Genomic DNA, 19,270 nt, shown 5'->3' on the forward strand with positions numbered 1-19,270 from the left:
AGTTTTATCCCGCAAATTTTTAAAATTTCAGGACATTTTCATTTACGGTTGACATTAATGGGTCCAAGGCTCAATTCTTATTCGTGTCCACAAGTGATAATGTTTGCTTTTCGTTTTGAAAAAACTCGTTCCCATACGCTCTAAAGTTAGACATAAATAATTGTTAAATCAAACAGATGCGCAATCATTTTATAGTAAATCAGCTTAGATTCAAATTGAGAAGTTAAAAATAGAATGACTTATCGATAGAACCAGCCATTAATAGGAGCGTTATGATGACCTTGGGCTTTTGATTCGATCTTTTAAATTATGGCCACTGCAATGGATTAGTGTGTTTTTTCTTAGATTAGGTAGTGACTTGTCCCTTAGTGGATTATTATTTTGTGGAGTAGTTTTAGCAAAACAGACCCATTCTTAGTTTAAATTCAAATAGATATACAGTTTAATTGTTAAGTACTGTTTCTTTCCTATTTTATTCACTTTTTATTTCGTTACGCTACCCTAAAATTGCAATTAGGCTTGCTGAAGTAAGCTTTGTCAATTGATCAATCTTTCACAAAAACACTTTTATTTCATTTGAATTTTTGCTAATTTTTTTAATTCGAAAAAAATGGTTTCGTTTTCATAAAAATCATTGACTTGCTATACCCTTTTATCATACAATTTAGTTAAATAAAAATTTAGGAGGGGAAGAGATGAATTCTTTAGTCAGTTATTTTGTGAAAAATATCACTCATTTGAGTGATTTAATGTGGTCCAGTGTTCTTTTGTATATTCTTATAGCGGTCGGTATTTTTTATACTTTTTATCTTGGCTTTCCGCAATTTCGTTATTTTGGAACAGCGTTTAAAGAGACTTTTGGCGGCGTTTTTGGTAAAAAGGAAAAAGAAGAAGCCGGTACCATGTCTTCATTCCAAGCCCTAGCAACAGCCATTGCTGCTCAAGTCGGAACAGGTAATGTTGCTGGGATTGCTACAGCTATTATGGCAGGAGGACCTGGTGCTATTTTCTGGATGTGGATGTCTGCTTTTGCTGGCATGGCTACAATTTTTGGCGAGGCCGTTTTAGCTCAGAAATATCGTGAAGTGCGTGATGATAACTTTGTGGGAGGGCCTGCCTTTTATATCAGTAAAGGGATAAAACAAAAAACCTTAGGCAAATTCTTAGCCGGCTTCTTCTCAGTAGCAATTATTATTGGCTTAGGTTTTATTGGGAACTTAGTGCAATCAAACTCGATATCTGCCGCTGTCAATGAGGCTACCGGTATTAACCCAATTATCGTTGGTGTTTTGATAGCAATTGCAGCTGCTTTAGTTTTTATGGGTGGTATGAAACGAATTGCTAACTTTGCCGAATTAGTTGTGCCATTCATGGCTGCTTTATATATTATCGGCGTCATCGTCGTAATGGTTCTCTATAAAGATCAAGTCGGTCCTGCTTTTAAATCGATTTTTGTGGAAGCTTTTAAACCTACATCTATGATGGGTGGAGCGATTGGTGTCACCGTTAAACAAGCCATTCGATACGGGGTCGCAAGGGGTCTCTTCTCAAACGAAGCAGGTATGGGTTCTACACCACATGCCCACGCAGTGGCCAACGTAAAACATCCTGCTGAACAAGGTTTAGTAGCGATTGTTGGTGTTGTCATTGATACGCTCGTTGTTGGAACCGCTACTGCAATGGTAATTCTCGTTACCGGCGCTCATGAAAAAGGGTTAGAGGGGGCTTTAGTCACGCAAGAAGCTTTTTCTTCCGCTTTTGGTACGTTAGGTACATCCTTTCTAGCTCTTTGTTTAACCTTTTTTGCCTTTACCACTATTGTAGGTTGGTACTATTTTGGAGAAACCAATATTCGTTACTTATTTGGTAAAAAAGGGCTTTTACCTTATCGTATTATCGTCATTTTCTTTATCGTTTTAGGATCATCACTCACTAAGAAAATCGACTTTGTTTGGACCATGTCAGACTTCTTTAACGGGCTGATGGTCTTTCCAAACATGATTGCTCTCCTTTTATTAGCGCCTCAAGCTAAACGGATTCTAGATAGCTATAAAGCGCATCAGCTCTATAACCGGGAGGATTTAAGTTAGTTTTATTAAAGCATAAAAAGGCCTCTGAAGTTGAATTCAAATCAACTTTAGGGGTCTTTAAATATAATCCAAATATCAATTCTTGTAATATTCGCAAACTATGTGTAATAAAAATCTCACTAATTTAAAAAATAGATAGGACCAGTTCTTTAAAAAAATAATTGAAAAACTCTAGCTCTCCTACTCTTTAGGATGCGGCTAGAGTTTTTAGCACGGTGCTGCCATTAAAGTTAAACCCTCACTGTTTTCTCCAAGTATTTAGCAATCTAGGGAAATCATTTTAAGCTACTGATGATTTTCTTTACAAATAAATAGAATATATCCGTTATTTTACCATATGCATTTCTTCTAGTTGTGCCTCGATATTTTCTTGATCGACACCGGCTTGTAATAAAGTTGCAGCGGTATATGCTCCTTCTACGACTGGAACATCATATATTTTGATTGTTTTATCACTCATTTCCATAGCCATTTCTAGATTCATTTTTGCACTACCTAGATCATAAAATGCCAATAAATTTTCAGCTGAGTTTTTATTGATGGCTGCTAAAGCGGTATCAAAGTTCGTCCCTATTTCGTTTTGATCAATACCGCCTACTACTTGCACATCAACATCTGCTGCTGCTTGTTGAATCAAACGATGAATTCCTTCCGCAATCTCATGAACATGTGAAACAATCACAATTCCAGTTTTTTTCATTGTTCTGCCTCCGCTTCTAGCATTGCGTGAAATAATAAGCCTGAGGAGTAAGCTCCTGGATCAATATGGCCAATAGATCGATCTCCCACATAAGAGGCTCGTCCTTTTTTAGCTTTTAATGGTTGCGTTGCTTCCACTGCTTCATCAATTAATTCGTGGGTTAATTGATGAGTCTCAACTGCTTCTACAACAGCTATCCATAAATCTACCATTGTTTTGTCGCCTTGTTCTGCTTTTCCACGCTTTTGAATCGTTTCTAACCCAGCTTTTAAAACACTTGCCCAGTCTTCAGCTACCGATTCAGCTTTCATCATGCCCATAAAGGCTGACCCATATAGTGGCCCAGAGGCTCCACCGACTTTACTTAGCATATTTTTCATCATTAATTGAAGCAATTCATTCAACGTTTTTGGTTTTTCGTCTTCAATCGCTTTAATTACATGGGTCATGCCACGAGACATATTATTTCCATGGTCACTATCGCCAATAGGTGTGTCTAATTGTGTTAAATAGTCTTTTTCGTTTTGAATTTTTTCATTGAATAATTCCATCCAACGAATTCCAGTCTCTAGATTCATTTAAAAGATTCACCCTTTCATTTTATAAAATAATCTTACCAATTAATGGTATCAACTGGTGCTTCAATAGCTTTCAAATAGAATGCTTCATCTAAGCGAAGCAAAGTTAAGGATAAACCTTGCATATCTAACGAAGTCATTAAATTGCCTACTTTCGAAAACGCAATCGTTAGATTCTTTTCTTTCATTATTCTTTGCACATCATTTGCAAATACATATTGTTCCATTAATGGCGTTCCACCTAAACCATTCACGATTATTGCGAAGCGATCATTGGCTTTGGCATCAAACTCTTTTAGTAATTTTGTAAGTAATTCTTGGGATAAATCCTGTGAACTCTGCAATTTTTCTCGTCGATATCCCGGTTCGCCATGAATACCTACGCCATACTCGATTTCATCATCCGCTAAGGTAAAACTTGCTTCATCGCTCCCGGGCGTAGTGACCCCTGTTAATGCGACTCCAATCGTTTTTATATTTGGGATAAGATTTTCTGCTAATTTTTTAATCTCTCCAATGGTTTGCCCTTGTTCAGCAGCATACCCTAATATTTTGTGAACAAAGACCGTTCCTGCAACGCCACGTTTTCCCTGGGTGTAGAGACTATCTTCGACAGCAATGTCATCATCAACTACGACACTCTCTACTTTTATTCCTTCCATCTCAGCTAATTCCTGAGCCATCTCAAAGTTCATAATATCCCCTGAATAGTTCTTTATAACGAGAAAGACACCTGCCCCCTCATCTGCTTCTTTAATTGCTTGTAAAATTTGATCGGGCGTTGGAGAAGTAAAGACTGCCCCACAAACAGCTGCTGATAACATTCCTCTTCCAACAAATCCAGCATGTGCAGGTTCATGTCCGCTTCCTCCACCAGAAATAATAGCCACTTTCCCGGTTTTTTCTAAAGTTCGTTGAATAATTCCTGTTTCAGGAATTCTTTTAAGCAATTTTGAATGACTTTGTACCATTCCATTAATCATCTCATCCACAATATTTTCTGGTTTATTTATTATTTTTTTAATCACGCTAGATTCCTACCTTTTTTAAATTTATTTTGCTTGTTTTCTTGCTTTATAATCGCGACCCATCGCATCCGCTGCAATAATTGCATTTGCAACGGCTTCTTCTGTGATTTCAAAAGGCATTGAATGAATGGATTCTTCTGGGATACATGCTTTTTTAGCTACTTTTAGAATTTCTTGGTAATTAACTTCTTCGACATCTAAGTCCGCTAGAGATACTGGTAACCCAACAGAAATATTAAAGTCTAATAATTCTTCGACTTCTGATTTTGGTGCGTCTTCGAGCACTAATTGAACAAAGGTTGTAAAAGCAACTTGTTCCCCATGGTAATAATTTCCTGGTCCTTCTAAAACAGTTAAGCCATTGTATATTGCATGAGCAGCTGCTAATCCTCCCGATTCAAAGCCTAAGCCAGATAATAAGGTGTTTGCTTCTACGATATCTTCTAAAGCTTGTGTAACAACGTTCTGATCAGCCGCAATTTTTGCATCGTATCCTTTTTCTAGAACCACTTTTAAACTTTTTTCAGCTAGAGTCATGGCTGCAATTGTTCCTTTAGCAGGTCCTGTAGCCCCAGTACGATAACCATTTGGCAAACCAGCATTCACATTTGAATTGGATTGACGAGTCGCTCGAGCTTCATAATAAGTTGCCAAAGTATCGCCCATACCAGCTACTAGGAATCGACTCGGTGCCTGTGCAATAACGGTAGTATCCATCAAAACAACATCTGGGTTTTTGCTAAAGTAAACATAATCATCAAATTGATGATCGGCCGTATATAAGACAGCAGAGTGACTCGTGGGCGCATCTTGAGCTGCAATCGTCGGGCAAATAATAATATTCTGTCCTTCCGCTACAACTTTGGACGTATCGATTGCTTTTCCTCCCCCCAATCCTACAATAACATCAGTGCCTTTTTCTTTTGCTAATTTTTTCAATCGTTCGACTTCTTCGCGTGTGGCTTCGCCACCAAAATCTCCTCGATGTAATTGAACCTTATAGGTTTCAGCTGTTTGATCCAGTTTGTCTTGTACACGATCAATATCTGCTTTATTTCCTATAACGAGGGCAGATTCACCTAAAGACTGAATATAAAATCCTAAATTCAATAATTCATCTTCACCTTGTACATACTTACTTGGACTAATAAATGCTTTTCTCATTCTTATTCCTCCTGTATCTTTTAAGCTTCTTCTTCTCCACTAAATTAATGGTAACAAGTAAGCGCTATCAATTCAACAGACAAAAACCTTCGTCTGTCCGTTTGGTTTCAAATTTGCTCTGTCGTATACTGATACTATCAAATACTGTTTTATTTTTAATAAAAGGAGTTTGCCTGGATGAAAGAAAAAACAGATACACAAGAAATCATCGCTCAATCATTTCGAGAATTAACACTAAAAAAAGAAAGGGATAAAATTTCAATCACCGATATAATGAAACAAGCAGATTTTCGTCGTCAAACTTTCTATGATTATTTTGATGACAAATATGATTTAATTACCTGGATTTTTTCGCATGAACTCTACCAATCCATTCAATCAATAATGGATTGGCAAAATTGGGAAGAAATCTTATGGCAACTATTAACTTATCTTGAAACAAACAATAAATATTATCGAAAAATCTTCCTCGATATAAAATTAGATTCTTTTAAAGAATATTTTATTTACTCCATTAAAAAAATAATCAAACAATTAGTAGATGATTATTTCAAAGAGCAGTTTCTTTCGTTAGAAAAAAAGCAAATGATTCAAACAGCTACAGATTTTTATAGCTATGGTCTCTCTGAAAGCCTCTATCATTGGGTCTTAGAAAATTGTGAACCAAACAGTAAACACTACCATGCGATGCTCGTAAAGCTTGTAAACTGTCGAAGCAAATCGAATGAACACACTACTATTTTATCAGGGAAAGGAAAGGATAAGTAATGGCAGAATATATATTATCAATTGATCAAGGAACAACGACGACACGTGCTTTTATTATTGATCGCAAAGGAAATTATATTGGAACAGCGAGTCGAAAATTCCAACAAATTATCCCACAAACTGGATGGGTAGAACACGATCCGAATGTTATTTGGGAAACTGTATGTCATGTTATTGAAGAAGTTATCCAAAAATCTGGGGTTAATTATTCTCAAATCAAAGCACTTGGACTAACGAATCAACGTGAAACAACTGTTGTTTGGGACAAGATAACAGGTGAGCCGATATATAATGCCATTGTTTGGAGTTCTAACCAATCATTAGCTACAATTAATCAATTGAAATCCAGTAAAAATGAAGAATATATCCATAAAACCACCGGACTGATTATGAGTCCCTATTTCTCAGCCAGTAAGATTCGTTGGATTCTAGATTATCATACTGGAGCGCAGGTTGATGCTGAAAAAGGAGCATTACTTTTTGGGACCATCGATAGTTGGATTGTTTGGAAATTAACTAAAGGAAAGTTACATATCACTGACCATACGAATGCTTCAAGAACCATGCTCTTTAATATTCATCGTTTAGAATGGGATGATGAATTGCTTAAGCTTTTTAATATTCCAAAAGCAATGTTACCCAATGTTTATCCCAGCTCTCATTACTATGGCGAAACAAGTTCTGAACTTTTCCATGGAGTAAAAATACCCATTACAGGGGTAGCTGGGAATCAACAGGCTTCTTTAGTTGGTCAACTTGCTTTTCAATCTGGACAAGTTAAAAGTACTTATGGTCAAGGGACATTTATTGTTATGAATACCGGGACTGAAGCCAAATTATCAAACAATCATTTACTTACAACCATTGCCTATTCGATCGATGGTCAAATTAATTATGCTTTAGAAGGGGCTGCTTTAATTTCTGGAAGTGCCATTGAATGGTTAAAAGACGGTTTAGAATTATTTGAAACGATTGAAGATTCAGAAAAGCTAGCTCTCATGGCAAATCCAAAGTCTTCCGTCTATTTTCTTCCAACTTTTAAAGGAATTGAAGCTCCTTATTGGGAAACGAATGTCAGAGGGGCTATTTTGGGCATGGATGACTATACGACTAAAAGGGAACTTGTCCTTGCTACTTTTGAATCATTAGCTTACCAAGTCTATGACATTATTGATTTAATGGAATCAGATACTGGAATTGCGCTGGATGTTTTACATGTTGATGGTGGCGTTGCTCAAAATAACTTATTCATCCAATTTCAAGCCGATATTCTTAATAAAACAGTTGAACGCGTTGAACGTTTAGAAACAACCGGTTTAGGTGCTGCATATCTGGCTGGATTAGCTGTGGGTTACTGGAAGGATTTAGATGAATTGAGAGCTTTAGTATCCGAGAACGAAGTTTTCCAACCAAATATGAGTCAAACCGATCGCTTTAAAAAACTGAATGGATGGCACAATGCGCTTAAAGCTGTTCGATATTATTCTCAGTTAAGTCAAGATTTCTTTTAATAAAGAACACGAATGAATTTAAGTGGATTTCAAAAATAGCTAAGAAAAAGTTCTTAGCTATTTTTAGAAAGTTCTTAATCTTATCTAAAATACTTTATTATTATTTCTATCCTCAACGACTGATTGAACGCCTCTAAAATTTATGGTGTCGATGGAGCCATTCGATTCATTGACACCATTTTTATTTTTAATAAAAAAGTCAATGAATCGCTACCATTAAGCTTCCACAAATAAAGCTAGGAGCATTCACAAAACTAATTCTTATATACGAATGATTATGGAATTAAAGTAGCAGTTATCTATATGCTACATCAATTTCCAGAAATCTACTGATCACTAATAAAAAGTTCATCAACCATTGTATCTAAATGCTTTGCCATATTAAAAGCAAGTTGTAGACTCGGATCGTATTTGTTATTTTCAATTGCATTAATTGTTTGTCTGGTAACATTGCACTTGTCCGCAAGTTGGGCTTGAGACCAACCCTTCTTAATTCTTAGTTCTTTGATTTTATTATTCATAGATTAACTGAACTTTCTAATTTTTAGTCTTAAATCTATTAAAAATATAATGCAGATTACCGCTAATTCAATTAACGGGTTAGAATGGTAATTGTTAAATCCAACATTATTTTGATAAATCATATACATTGATTCAAAAAATAATATCACAATCCCAATAATGAATGTCTCAGTCGATGCTTCATGTATAATTTTTTGCCTTCTTTCATCCCCTTGCTTAAACACTTCTAGCATCGTCCATATTATTGCTAAAATACACAGAATAAAAACAATTATAAATAACCATAAACCCCAAAAAGTATTTCCCATTTCCATTATTATCTCTCCTTATATGTAAAATTGTTTTGACATATATAACTTAATTCATTTATCCAAAAATGTCAAATTGTTTTTACATTTATAGTTCGTTTAATAACTACCCATAGAGCAATCATCAAGCTAACTATAGCTAATAGTACAATAAAAGCATTATTGCTCTTATTTTCTTCTACTTTAACAAAGGTTTTTGTTTCTTCAATTTTCTGTTTCGGATTCTTTCTATCAGATGGTTTAGGTGACAATTCTGTAATCTCAGAGTTTTCTCCTAAGCGAATGTCACTTTCTAACTTATCAACCATGTCCCCATTTTCATTAACTTCTCGTCCAGCTAATAATTTCTTATTCAATTCTTCAATACTTAATTGATTCTTTGCTAATGCAGCAATATAACGATTCTTTCCAACAAAAATAGTAATGGTAGTTGGAGCTGAATCTGAGTATTTATTTTTGACAGTTAATTCATAAATACCTGGTTTATCATACGTGTTTTTTCCATTGCCTACTGTATTTGAACGTACACTACTTGAAACACTGCCGTCATCATTTTTAGTGATTTCTTTTCTTACAACATCTAAAGTTAAATACTTTGATTGAGTAAAATCAACCGTAAAACCGTTATCTGTATAGGCGCCATCCTTTAATTCAGCCCCAGATTCTATATCTCTTGGAAATGCCATTGTATTTCCATTTCTAATTGAGAAGGCAAAATTAATTTTATAATTAGTATAAGAAGGTAGAACATCCACCGATAAAATTTTTCGTGGATTGTTAATAATTTCATAATTCAAGGTAACTTCGTAGTCACCTTCTTGATAAATTTGAATTGGATAGAGGGGTTCTTTTTATGTCTAAATATTCAAAAGGATTTAAAATCAAATTAGTGAATGAATATCTTGATGGAACGACCGGTGGTCGTGATTTAATAGCAGAAAAGTATAGAATTCCATCTTCTACAGTTAGAAATTGGATAGAGATGTATGAAAACCATGGCTTCGAAGGATTTAATAAAAAGCTCAATAAAATAGAATATAGTGGCAAATTTGAGTTGTCTGTCATAAAATATAGGCAAATACATGAATGTTCCTATCAAGAAGCTGTTGAAAAATTCGATTTGCCTAACGGATTGCTGATATGTAATTGGAATCGAATTTATCAAAAAGAAGGTTTCTCAGGCTTGAACAAATAAAGCGGAAAGCCGAGAAAAAAATATGACTGATAAAAGAAAAAAGAAGAACCCGAAGCAAGGAAAAGACGCAGATCATTTAGACTTACTTGAAAAATACCCTCAAACTCAAATAGTTGAATGACTTAAGATTAGTAGTTTACCTAAATCAAGCTTTTATGACTGGAAGAAAGAGTTCAAGCTAATGATTGATCCGGATACTCAAATCAAGCTGGAAATTAGAAAGATTATTAAAGCGTCCAAAGAACGTTACGGATACCGTCGAGTCAGTTTAACGTTAAGAAAACTGGGTTATATTGTTAATCACAAGAAAGTTTTGCGAATGATTAGAGAAGAAAATTTGCTTTGTGATAAGTTTAATACTCAAAGCAGAAAATACAGCTCATATAAGGGAACTGTCGGTAAAATCGCAGACAACATCGTTACTCATCAATTTAATGTTTCGGCAGCCAATAAATTATGGTGAACTGATGTCACCGAATTTCGTTTACCGGGTCAGGAAAAAAGACTGTATCTTTCACCTATTTTAGATGCGTTTAACGGAGAAATAGTCACTTATAATTTAAGTTATAGACCTGATATTCGCATGACAAATACGATGTTAGATCAAGCTCTTCAAACAAGAAACATTGAATCTAATTTAATCATTCATTCGGATCAAGGCTTTCACTACCAGCATAAATCATGGATGTCAAAGCTCACAAAAAATGGCGTCACTCAAAGCATGTCTCGAAAAGGAAATTGTTTGGACAATTCTCCGATGGAGAATTTCTTCGGAATTCTTAAACAAGAGATGTTCCATGGTGTCACATTTAACTCTTATGCTAATTTAGAGAAAGAAATTAAAAGTTATATCCGTTGGTATAACGAAGAAAGAATTAAAGCAAAATTAAACGGCTTGTCTGCTGTTGAATACAGGTTACAAACCGCTTAATAATTAAATATTAAATTTTTGTCCGTATTTTGGGGTGCACATCATTAATAGAAGTCTTTTCTAAGTTATGTTGAAATGCTTAGTATACTTATAAATCCTCTATCATTTTTTAGCTGTATTTACACCTTCTTGACCTTTTCTAAATAATTGATAATCTAGAATTCTCTATATTTTTGATATGACTTTGTAGTTAAATATGAATTTATTCATTCTTAAAAAGTTGTGTTATTGAATGAAGTCTTTTAGATTTAATTAATATTATCAATACTATCAGAAAAAGATTAACTATGCTTACTAGCAAGAGACCATTTTGATAAGTAATGGCTTGGTTCACATTCTCATAAGCAAGTTGTTGGGTAATGACACGGGTAGCGAAGAAATAGGTGGTTGGAATAAAATGCATGACCTTAGCCAAAGGCGCAATATTTCCTGTTAATAAGATTCCCCCAATCAATGTCAAGCCAGAAACGAAGAGGGTAATTAATTTTTCCTTAGTCAATATAGCAATCAGATAGACCCAGATAACCGTCATAAGGATAGTAAAAGCATGCATGACACTTGTCTGCGCGATTAAACGCCAGACTGGAAGGGTCTCTATGTATGTGTCCGTATAGATTGAAATCGGATATTGATAGGATGAAAAACCATTAACCAGACCAGCTACAATGAAGAACAATCCGAAGCTTACTCCATATACCAAAAGGGAAATTAAGTAAATTTTAACTAATTTATCTAATTGCCAAGTCACCTGGTTCACTGGAAATAGGTCTTCAAGGTCTATTTGATCATAAAATTGACGGGTAAAGCTGTCGCTTAATAAAGTAATCAAACATAAGATAAAAATAATTGGAAAGACGGTATCAAGCATTCTGTATAGAAAAGTATAACCACGACTCTCTCCCCCTTCAAATTCAGGAGGTAAGTTAAGTCCTTGCAATATTTTGTAGCGCTGATACTTTCCATAGGTATTACGAATATAATTTTCATCAAATTTATGAATTTTTGACTCTATGTCAGCTAATTCATTCCTTTCCATTAATTCAACTTGAATCGCAAGGGCTTCCGACCAATCACCGACCTTCGCTCGATCGATTGCTTTAAGGTTTTGAGCGATATTTTGTTTTAGGGACTCTTGTGCTTCAAAAATTTTATTTCTGTCTTTGGAATTTAGATCACCGGATAGAGTATCCTCATAATCACTGCTAATATATTGCATTATTTCATTATTATCATCTAGTGAGGCAATAAATCCTACTTTGCTTTCTGAAGAAGTATTCATTACCAGTAGAAAAGCCATTACCAAGATACTGACAGACAAGGGCAACCAGTTAAGTCTAGCCTTAAAGATTTGTTTCAAATAAAGGTTAAATGGCTTCATGATGGCTAACCTCTCTTTCTTCTAATTGATGGCCCTGGATAGAGTATATCTTGTCGCAAAGATTAAGAAAATCCACTTGTTCATGGGTCGCTATTAAGAAAGCCTTTCCTTCATCACGTTGTGTTTGGAGATAGCTTTTAAATTGATTAAGACTCTCATAATCTAAACCATTAGTTGGTTCATCCATTAGCCAATAAGTAGGATTGGTTACTTCATATAATGATAATACTAACTTTTGTTTCATACCGAGCGAGTACTTATAAATCGGTTGTTTGATGTAATCGTGACTTTGCCATCGATTAACCGCCCTTTCGATTAGGTCTGGATCAGCTTGCCAGACTTTATTATAAAGCTTTAAGTAATCCATTCCCGATAGATTTTTATCCAACCAATTGACCGACTCAAAATAAAAAACTGCCTGCTTAAAACTTTTACCCCTAAGTTGTCGATCTTCAATGTCGAGACTGATCTGCCCTTGAGTTTCTTTCCTTAAACCTGCAATCGTCCTTAACAAGGTCGATTTCCCACTACCATTAGGACCCGTAAGAGCTACCAATGAGTAAGGAAAGATTGTAAAATCCGCAGTAAATAAGGGGATCTGATGATTTTTGATTGTTAGATTGCTTATGCTTAACATAATAGCTCCTTTTGATTTAGTAAAACTCTTATTTACAAAAGTATCTAAACTCTATTTTAAATTATTTATTCCAATTAGTGTACTCAAGTTCTCAATATAATTTATAAGCTAAATTTTACACCATTTAGTTTGTAGTTTGATTGAGTCAAGTCCATATAATTGTGTAAAAGTAAAAAAGGTCATGAAACGTCCTTTTACGGTACAATGTTTTTGACTAAGAAAACATACCCAGGAGGACTGTCATGACCCAAATACATTTTACTTTAAATCCAGAAGAGATTCAAAAACTTATTAATCGTTCGGTTTCTGATGATCTTGCCAAAAACTTACTAACAACGGTATTTAATCAACTGATGGAAAACCAACGCGATCAATACATTGGTGTTGGTGAGTTTGAACGCGGTGAAGAACGTGTGAGTCAACGTAATGGCTACTACGATAGAACGTACACAACGCGAGTGGGTACTCTTACTCTTCGTGTCCCACGCTCAAGGGATGGTCAGTTTTCAACAGATATCTTTGAAAGATATCAAAGACATGAAAAAGCTCTTTTAGCGTCTATGCTCGAGATGTATGTTTCAGGTGTTTCGACTCGAAAAGTCAGCCAAATCGTCGAAGAACTATGTGGTAAACAAGTCTCTAAGTCCTTTGTTTCTAATCTTACTAAAGAATTAGACGAGGTTGTCAAAGCATAGCAAACTGCACCTTTTGAGAAAAGCTATCCCTATCTCATGACAGATGTGCTTTATATTAAAGTGCGTGAAAATAATCGAGTTGTTTCTAAAAGCTGCCATATCGCCATCGGTTTTAGTGAATCTGGAGAAAGAGAAGTCTTAGGATTTCTCATCCAAGATGGTGAGAGTGAACAAACATGGACACATTTCTTCGAGTACTTAAAAGAACGTCATTTACAAGGTGTTAAACTCATTATTTCCGATGCCCATAAAGGCCTTGTAACAGCCATCAAAAAAGAATTCACGAATGTATCCTGGCAAAGGTGCCAAGTACATTTCTTACGAAACATCTTCGCCAGCATTCCAAAGAAAGATTCTCAGCTCTTTCGAGAGCAAGTTAAAGCCGTGTTTCGAATGACTAATCTTGAAAAAGCACGAAAACTAAAACAAGAAATCCTTGAGGAATTTGAGATACAAGCCCGATATGCGAAAGCATGCCAAGTTTTGGATGAAAGTTTTAAAGATGGATTCCAATATGTCGCTATTGGAACAGCCCACTCTCGATGACGAAGTACAAACCTTTTAGAACGATTGAATCAAGAAGTACGTCGTAGAGAGAAAGTGGTACGAATCTTTCCAAATGTCGACTCAGCTAATCGATTAATTGGCTCTGTATTAATGCACATCCACGAAGAATGGATTACTTCTTCAAGGGCTTATATGAGGCTTTAATGGTGATGAACATTGTACTAAGTTATTTTACACAAGATTATGGACTTGACTCTGATAACTTTTTTTAATTTACTATATTAACTTCAGTATAAACCTTTACTTATTATACTTATAAATACTTGATGATTATTCGGTGAGATGTAAAAGGTATCTTCATTTTGTAATCATTGATAGTGAATCAGAAAACTTTATGACCAATCATAAAGATGCACCATTAAAAGTAACATAAAAAACAAATCATTCTCTTGAATTGCATAGAATTGAATCTACATTTTTTTAATTACAAATTTAAACTTTATCTATCTTTATTTCTATATGAATTATCAATTGTCATTGTCACTTTATTTAAATCAATTTTAGTTCCTTCTCTATTTAGTTTGTCAAAGTACTTAGTTACAAAGTTTGGTAACGGAATACCTGATTGTCCAAGGTTTTCTACAACTGAAATCCCATATGTTACTATATAGAATACTATAAAACTTGTAGATATTGACTCAAATCCTAACACCTCAAGTAACGGGCAAACGGAAATCACTAACATAACAACTAGTAGATGCTTTACCAACCCCTGTAATCCTTTTGTAGAATTTGCGATACCACTTAAAAAACTTTTTGCATAGCCAGTAACAAAATCAAAGACTACTAACCAGACAAAAATAACTATGTAAGGATTGTTATTTATTGACTTATAAATAATGATTAATTTTTCTAACTCAAATTAATTATCCATTTAAAATATCCTCTCTATAAAACTAATATTTTTATTTATAATTTTTTATGAATTACCCTATACAGATTACTTTAAAATGAAAGACGCTTATTAGTTAATGTTCACTCGAACACCAATAAGCGTCTTTGTTATAAGATAGTATGTTTCAAAGTTATTATTTTTTAAGATATACTTCCCACCATAGGCCCTACAACTCCATTATTATATGCTCGAATAGGTACATATCTGCGAGTGCCTGAATAAGAAATATAGCTAATCCAAACATGCTTGTTAGTAATATAAACCGAATCATAATAAACAGATTCTCCTGCAGATAAGCTTGCAGCTACAGGTGAATTTTTTTGATAATTATTATAAATATTAACCTCTTGATTCGCAGTAAATCGAGCGCTCTCAGAATATGATTTTACTAGAGTTTCATTACCTGTTGGAGGGATCGGCTGAGGGGTTGGAGTGTTATTTTCAGCACCTCTTAATCGATAACAATGTAATGGACCATTTCCATAATAACCTTCTAAAGGAGTAATAGCTATACCATTTGATCCGTAATTACAATGAATGATTCTATCATTTGAAATAAATACCCCAGTATGTCCGTATTCATTTAATGATCCTCCTTTAACTCCAGCAACAAAGATATCTCCATAACGTGCTTGTGAACGACTAATTGGAATCAATAGTGATCCTTCTTGCTGATAAAGAGTCTCAGTATTTCCTAACCAACTTCCTTGAGGTAGAAATCCACCTGCAATTAGTGCTGAGTATACTGCTGATGAACAATCGTACGAAGTTGGTCCTGTTCTATGATTCATGCTATATGTTACTTTCCCAATTCGATCCATGAACCACTGCACTACAGCATCCAAGTTGTTTTGCTTAGGCGAAGGGGTTGGAGTAGGTTGAGTTCCATCATTCTTGCTGACAATTAGAACATCTCCAGGATGGATTATAGAACTAATTGTCAAACCATTCAAAGAACATAATTCGTCTAATGTTAGACCGAATTTATTAGCAATTCCCCATAAGCTATCACCACTTACCACAGTATATGTTTTAACAGATCCTGAATTGTTTCCATTTCCTCCAGGATTTATTGTCGTGCTGCCTTTCTTAACTATTAGTCGATCACCAGGATGAAGCATGTGATCCGCTGAAAGATTAATAAGTTTTAACAATTCATCAATACTAATTCCAAATTTTTGTGAAATCCCCCAATAGGAATCTCCAGATTGTACGATATAATAAGAATTTGTATCTTGATTCATATTTGTTGATTCTCCTTTAAAATTAATATACTAACGACGAGCGGATGTTTGACTAGCTGTCAATTTTTCCCGCAAACCGTCGGACATTCATAAGCTTCGACAAAAATTTTTGTTGTTTCTTCAGGTTCTTGATGACTAATAAAAAATCCTTAAAAGTCACCTTATATGCAAAATCGTACAACGAATTAATATTCTAATCATAGCAATTTACGACTTCATATTATATTCACTTTAATTGTGTATAGAAATTTACTAGATCTAAACCATTTGTATATGGCCAATTAGTTAAATTAGTTACTGATATACACTGACCAATTTCATATCCACAACGATTTCCATTAATTTCTGGATTACTAGAATTCTAGCAACATCTTCTCAAGACCATCCATATTTAATCAGATAATTGCAAATAATTCTTGCATTGTTTTCCATATCCCACATCCTTACATTTAATTTCAGTCTTTTAATAGCTATTAATTCGACTAACAATAACACGGAGGAAATTAAAAAAAATTAATGGAAATACTATCTTGATTAAAATTTAATTTTTCAACTCTTAAGCTAGACTATTATTATTCATGCTTAATTTTTTGATATTCAATCTAAACTTTATTTTATCAAACAGTAAAAAGTTAATAGTCTCTTCATACGTAATACTTCAATAATTATTAGTGATAAAAAAAGAAGTTTATGTTAAAATATAAATAATAAAATTAAAAATAAAAGGAGCTATATTATGTCAATAAAAAGAAGATTATTATCTACCCTTTCTATCATGTCTCTTGTGGCAGCTAGCTTACCTATATATACCTATGCGCAGGAAACGAGTGAAGCAAACCAAACTGAGGTTGAAACACCAGACAAAGGTCTAAGCTTTACTTATGAAGAAGCCGCTAAAAGAGTGGATGAGGATTTTTATGATCAATACCTCTCTTCATTACATTACTATGGAATAACAGATGAAATGCTAGCAACACTTCCTGAAGGAACAGTTCGTGAAGCAGCCATTCAATATTTAATGGAATTACCGACTGGTGGAGATATCTCCATGCCTTACGCACATTTCAAAAAGTTATATCCGACTTTTGTTTCCATTACACAAACATCTTCAGAGCAGAAAGAACCAAATTCAACAGATAAAGGACTATCCTATACTTATGAAGAAGCAGCTCAAAAAGTAGATCAAGGATTCTACGATGAATATCTATATTCTCTCCATTATTATGGTGTAACAGATGAAATGCTGGCAAAACTTCCAAAAGGCGCTGTGCGTGAAGCAGCTATTCAATACTTAATAAAACTACCGACCGGTGGAGATATTACCATGCCTTACAACAATTTCAAAAAGTTATATCCTGAAATCTTCAGCCAATCAGATTCTAAGCCAAACAATCAGAGCCAAACAGAAAGCGATAATAAAAAAGAGGACTCAATTAAACATGAAAAACTTACTCAGCATTTGAATGAGCAAAGAGTAGATTCTGAAGCTGAGAAAGAAGCTTTACCTCTTAATTACACTTTTGTAAGTGAAACTGGCGAATATACCATTAAATATGTTTCATTATTAGCACCTGCTTCTGCTGGCAATCAAGACCAAGAATTACCAATGCTCGTTGTAAAATATGAATTTGAAAATACTTCTGATCATAAAGTGATGGATTATGCCCACACTTGGGACCAACAGGTTTTCTTCTCTCAATCTCAACAAGATTCAACGATTAAATTAGAACCAGGGAAGTATCAATTAGATCCTAATCAAGAAGTTTTTCCTAAGTATGAAGAAGTAGATTCTGGCGAAAAAACAAGAGTAACCGCTTACTATCAACTAATGGACAGTGAATCGCCTTTAAACATTTCAATTTTAGAAAATGAAACGATTGCTGATTTCGATCTCAACATCGAAGATTTACTGAATCTGCCAAACCAAAGCTCCCTTTATTTAAATGATAGTAACCAAGGCTATCTTTTTGACTTTGATACTATTTATTTATTAAATCCAAGCCAAAACTTAGCGGATCAATTAGAGTTTGAAATTCAAAATTTTTCTGATTTTGAATTGTCCGAAGAAGCTAAACTCCAAATGGCAAAAATCACTGAAAGCCAAACTAATGTTATCAAATTAGAAAATATCAACTACTGTGTAACTGAAGAGGAACAAATTGAAGTCATCAATGAAGATGAGGAAGTCCTGTTGACTCTGCAATCTCAATCAAATTGGGAGACCTTTAAAGACCTTAATGATCAGATGTATCAAATAGTTCAATAATCTTTATTTAGTACTTATACAAAAGAAGCTAACTCTTTATAATAATATCCTGCCAAATTTCAATTTAAATGGCTCTATGTCAAATAATGTTGGTAGGGCTTCAGACGACTAACTTCTGTTGGTCGTCTTTTTTGTTAAGCAGATTTTTGTATAAACTGATACTAGATTATGTTTTTTTATCATGCGACCAATTTTTCGTCTTGATAAAGTTATACCCATCTTATTCAGTTCATTTCTTATTCGTCTTGTACCAAAGCTTTTTCTACTCGTATTAAACGTATGTATAATGATAGTTTCTAATTCCGAATCATCTTTTTAAGATTGGTATTCTTTCTTTTTATTGAATCATAATAAGTGCTTCTTGGTATTTTTAGGACTTAGCACATTACTGATACGCAATAGTGAGGAGCATTCTTCTGAATGACTTCTCTTTTCGTTACATGATCAGCGCGGCTTGCTTTAAACTATCATTTTCCACTTTCAATGGTGGATTTTCTTTGCGTAATTTTCATAGCTTTTTTTTATCATCTGTTAGATGATCAACTGTATTGAATGAACCACTATTTTGATGATTCTTCATCTATTTATCTAATACCAGAGATGTTAAATCATACTCTCTAACATTATCGGATTTAGATTTTCCATTTCAAATAATCACACTATTTGAAGTTTAAATTCAGGGATAAATGTTTTTCTTGTTCTTGCCATAATAAAATCGTCTACACTTAATTTAACAATGGGGCTGTATCATAAGTCCATTTTTGCTATAACCTTTAAAATAAGACCCGAGATA

General features: G+C 34.3%; 17 protein-coding genes and 3 pseudogenes. 8 read left to right on the forward strand and 12 right to left on the reverse strand.

The features are described 5' to 3' along the window. Nucleotides 1-695 precede the first annotated feature (695 nt). Nucleotides 696-2,090, forward strand: a complete 1,395-nt coding sequence (locus tag ACQV2R_RS07565; RefSeq protein WP_428874938.1) for an alanine/glycine:cation symporter family protein — start codon at nt 696-698, stop codon at nt 2,088-2,090. Between the two features lie 325 nt (nt 2,091-2,415). On the opposite strand, the gene dhaM is transcribed toward ACQV2R_RS07565, so the two are convergent. Genes dhaM through ACQV2R_RS07585 form a run of 4 tightly spaced genes read right to left on the reverse strand, consistent with a single transcriptional unit; the run spans nt 2,416 to nt 5,560 of the window. Then, entirely contained in the window at nt 2,416-2,790 is a 375-nt protein-coding gene (gene dhaM / locus ACQV2R_RS07570; RefSeq protein WP_428874045.1) for a dihydroxyacetone kinase phosphoryl donor subunit DhaM, read from the reverse strand. Then, nucleotides 2,787-3,368, reverse strand: a complete 582-nt coding sequence (gene dhaL, locus ACQV2R_RS07575) for a dihydroxyacetone kinase subunit DhaL (protein ID WP_428892045.1) — start codon at nt 3,366-3,368, stop codon at nt 2,787-2,789. Before dhaL ends, dhaM begins: the two co-directional genes overlap by 4 nt. A gap of 35 nt (nt 3,369-3,403) precedes the next feature. Next, nucleotides 3,404-4,393, reverse strand: coding sequence for a dihydroxyacetone kinase subunit DhaK (gene dhaK / locus ACQV2R_RS07580; protein WP_428876357.1), 990 nt, complete (start codon nt 4,391-4,393; stop codon nt 3,404-3,406). A 27-nt stretch (nt 4,394-4,420) separates the two neighbouring features. Then, nucleotides 4,421-5,560, reverse strand: coding sequence for a glycerol dehydrogenase (locus ACQV2R_RS07585; protein WP_428892047.1), 1,140 nt, complete (start codon nt 5,558-5,560; stop codon nt 4,421-4,423). A 177-nt stretch (nt 5,561-5,737) separates the two neighbouring features. Here ACQV2R_RS07585 and dhaS point away from each other — a divergent pair, with 177 nt between their 5' ends. Together dhaS and glpK are read left to right on the forward strand one after the other, a co-directional pair. Continuing rightward, nucleotides 5,738-6,328 (forward strand): dihydroxyacetone kinase transcriptional activator DhaS, encoded by a 591-nt coding sequence (gene dhaS, locus ACQV2R_RS07590; RefSeq protein ID WP_428892048.1) that lies wholly within the window; start codon nt 5,738-5,740, stop codon nt 6,326-6,328. Further along, nucleotides 6,328-7,839 (forward strand): glycerol kinase GlpK, encoded by a 1,512-nt coding sequence (gene glpK / locus ACQV2R_RS07595; protein WP_428885264.1) that lies wholly within the window; start codon nt 6,328-6,330, stop codon nt 7,837-7,839. The genes dhaS and glpK overlap by 1 nt, the downstream gene beginning before the upstream one ends. 326 nt (nt 7,840-8,165) lie before the next feature. Here glpK and ACQV2R_RS07600 read toward each other — a convergent pair whose 3' ends face one another. From ACQV2R_RS07600 to ACQV2R_RS07610, 3 genes are all read right to left on the reverse strand, one after another. Further along, on the reverse strand, nt 8,166-8,360 hold the full coding sequence (locus ACQV2R_RS07600) for a helix-turn-helix transcriptional regulator (RefSeq protein WP_428874039.1): 195 nt from the start codon (nt 8,358-8,360) through the stop codon (nt 8,166-8,168). Nucleotides 8,361-8,363: 3 nt separating this feature from the next. After that, entirely contained in the window at nt 8,364-8,675 is a 312-nt protein-coding gene (locus tag ACQV2R_RS07605; protein ID WP_428874038.1) for a hypothetical protein, read from the reverse strand. A gap of 65 nt (nt 8,676-8,740) precedes the next feature. Then, nucleotides 8,741-9,466 (reverse strand): hypothetical protein, encoded by a 726-nt coding sequence (locus tag ACQV2R_RS07610; protein WP_428885265.1) that lies wholly within the window; start codon nt 9,464-9,466, stop codon nt 8,741-8,743. A 56-nt stretch (nt 9,467-9,522) separates the two neighbouring features. Between ACQV2R_RS07610 and ACQV2R_RS07615 the strand changes: the two genes are divergently transcribed. The 3 genes and pseudogenes from ACQV2R_RS07615 to ACQV2R_RS07625 all read left to right on the forward strand — a co-directional run. Further along, complete coding sequence (locus ACQV2R_RS07615; protein WP_428875518.1) at nt 9,523-9,864, forward strand: helix-turn-helix domain-containing protein; 342 nt, start codon at nt 9,523-9,525, stop codon at nt 9,862-9,864. A 181-nt stretch (nt 9,865-10,045) separates the two neighbouring features. Then, nucleotides 10,046-10,327 (forward strand): IS3 family transposase, encoded by a 282-nt coding sequence (locus ACQV2R_RS07620; protein ID WP_428885266.1) that lies wholly within the window; start codon nt 10,046-10,048, stop codon nt 10,325-10,327. A gap of 12 nt (nt 10,328-10,339) precedes the next feature. Continuing rightward, nucleotides 10,340-10,795, forward strand: a pseudogene (locus ACQV2R_RS07625) (IS3 family transposase); the annotation flags it as partial. A gap of 202 nt (nt 10,796-10,997) precedes the next feature. On the opposite strand, the gene ACQV2R_RS07630 reads toward ACQV2R_RS07625, so the two are convergent. Then, a complete protein-coding gene (locus tag ACQV2R_RS07630) occupies nt 10,998-12,173 on the reverse strand; it encodes a hypothetical protein (protein ID WP_428885267.1) in 1,176 nt (391 codons plus the stop codon). Then, complete coding sequence (locus tag ACQV2R_RS07635) at nt 12,160-12,810, reverse strand: ABC transporter ATP-binding protein (RefSeq protein WP_428885268.1); 651 nt, start codon at nt 12,808-12,810, stop codon at nt 12,160-12,162. The genes ACQV2R_RS07630 and ACQV2R_RS07635 overlap by 14 nt, the downstream gene beginning before the upstream one ends. A 242-nt stretch (nt 12,811-13,052) precedes the next feature. Here ACQV2R_RS07635 and ACQV2R_RS07640 point away from each other — a divergent pair. Next, nucleotides 13,053-14,216, forward strand: a pseudogene (locus tag ACQV2R_RS07640) (IS256 family transposase). Between the two features lie 295 nt (nt 14,217-14,511). Here ACQV2R_RS07640 and ACQV2R_RS07645 read toward each other — a convergent pair. Continuing rightward, nucleotides 14,512-14,916: a phage holin family protein gene (locus ACQV2R_RS07645; protein ID WP_428885274.1), complete on the reverse strand. Its 405-nt coding sequence runs from the start codon at nt 14,914-14,916 to the stop codon at nt 14,512-14,514. A gap of 191 nt (nt 14,917-15,107) precedes the next feature. Further along, nucleotides 15,108-16,211: a peptidoglycan amidohydrolase family protein gene (locus tag ACQV2R_RS07650; protein ID WP_428874581.1), complete on the reverse strand. Its 1,104-nt coding sequence runs from the start codon at nt 16,209-16,211 to the stop codon at nt 15,108-15,110. A 736-nt stretch (nt 16,212-16,947) separates the two neighbouring features. On the opposite strand from ACQV2R_RS07650, the gene ACQV2R_RS07655 reads away from it, so the two are divergent. Further along, nucleotides 16,948-18,477 carry a DUF5067 domain-containing protein gene (locus ACQV2R_RS07655; RefSeq protein WP_428874582.1) on the forward strand — a complete coding sequence of 510 codons (1,530 nt, stop codon included), beginning with the start codon at nt 16,948-16,950 and terminating at the stop codon, nt 18,475-18,477. Between the two features lie 108 nt (nt 18,478-18,585). On the opposite strand, the pseudogene ACQV2R_RS07660 reads toward ACQV2R_RS07655, so the two are convergent. Continuing rightward, nucleotides 18,586-18,774 (reverse strand): annotated as a pseudogene (locus tag ACQV2R_RS07660) (IS3 family transposase); the annotation flags it as partial. Nucleotides 18,775-19,270 lie beyond the last annotated feature (496 nt).

This window comes from Facklamia sp. P12937, assembly GCF_050409505.1.
Lineage (GTDB): Bacteria > Bacillota > Bacilli > Lactobacillales > Aerococcaceae > Facklamia.

Coding starts and splice junctions, on each gene's coding strand:
- glpK (WP_428885264.1), top strand. CDS start 6,328: ATGGCAGAATATATATTATCAATTGATCAAGGAACAACGACGACACGT.
- ACQV2R_RS07615 (WP_428875518.1), top strand. CDS start 9,523: ATGTCTAAATATTCAAAAGGATTTAAAATCAAATTAGTGAATGAATAT.
- dhaL (WP_428892045.1), bottom strand. CDS start 3,368: ATGAATCTAGAGACTGGAATTCGTTGGATGGAATTATTCAATGAAAAA.
- ACQV2R_RS07600 (WP_428874039.1), bottom strand. CDS start 8,360: ATGAATAATAAAATCAAAGAACTAAGAATTAAGAAGGGTTGGTCTCAA.
- ACQV2R_RS07620 (WP_428885266.1), top strand. CDS start 10,046: ATGATTGATCCGGATACTCAAATCAAGCTGGAAATTAGAAAGATTATT.
- ACQV2R_RS07655 (WP_428874582.1), top strand. CDS start 16,948: ATGTCAATAAAAAGAAGATTATTATCTACCCTTTCTATCATGTCTCTT.
- dhaS (WP_428892048.1), top strand. CDS start 5,738: ATGAAAGAAAAAACAGATACACAAGAAATCATCGCTCAATCATTTCGA.
- ACQV2R_RS07585 (WP_428892047.1), bottom strand. CDS start 5,560: ATGAGAAAAGCATTTATTAGTCCAAGTAAGTATGTACAAGGTGAAGAT.
- ACQV2R_RS07605 (WP_428874038.1), bottom strand. CDS start 8,675: ATGGAAATGGGAAATACTTTTTGGGGTTTATGGTTATTTATAATTGTT.
- dhaM (WP_428874045.1), bottom strand. CDS start 2,790: ATGAAAAAAACTGGAATTGTGATTGTTTCACATGTTCATGAGATTGCG.
- ACQV2R_RS07635 (WP_428885268.1), bottom strand. CDS start 12,810: ATGTTAAGCATAAGCAATCTAACAATCAAAAATCATCAGATCCCCTTA.
- ACQV2R_RS07565 (WP_428874938.1), top strand. CDS start 696: ATGAATTCTTTAGTCAGTTATTTTGTGAAAAATATCACTCATTTGAGT.
- ACQV2R_RS07630 (WP_428885267.1), bottom strand. CDS start 12,173: ATGAAGCCATTTAACCTTTATTTGAAACAAATCTTTAAGGCTAGACTT.
- ACQV2R_RS07650 (WP_428874581.1), bottom strand. CDS start 16,211: ATGAATCAAGATACAAATTCTTATTATATCGTACAATCTGGAGATTCC.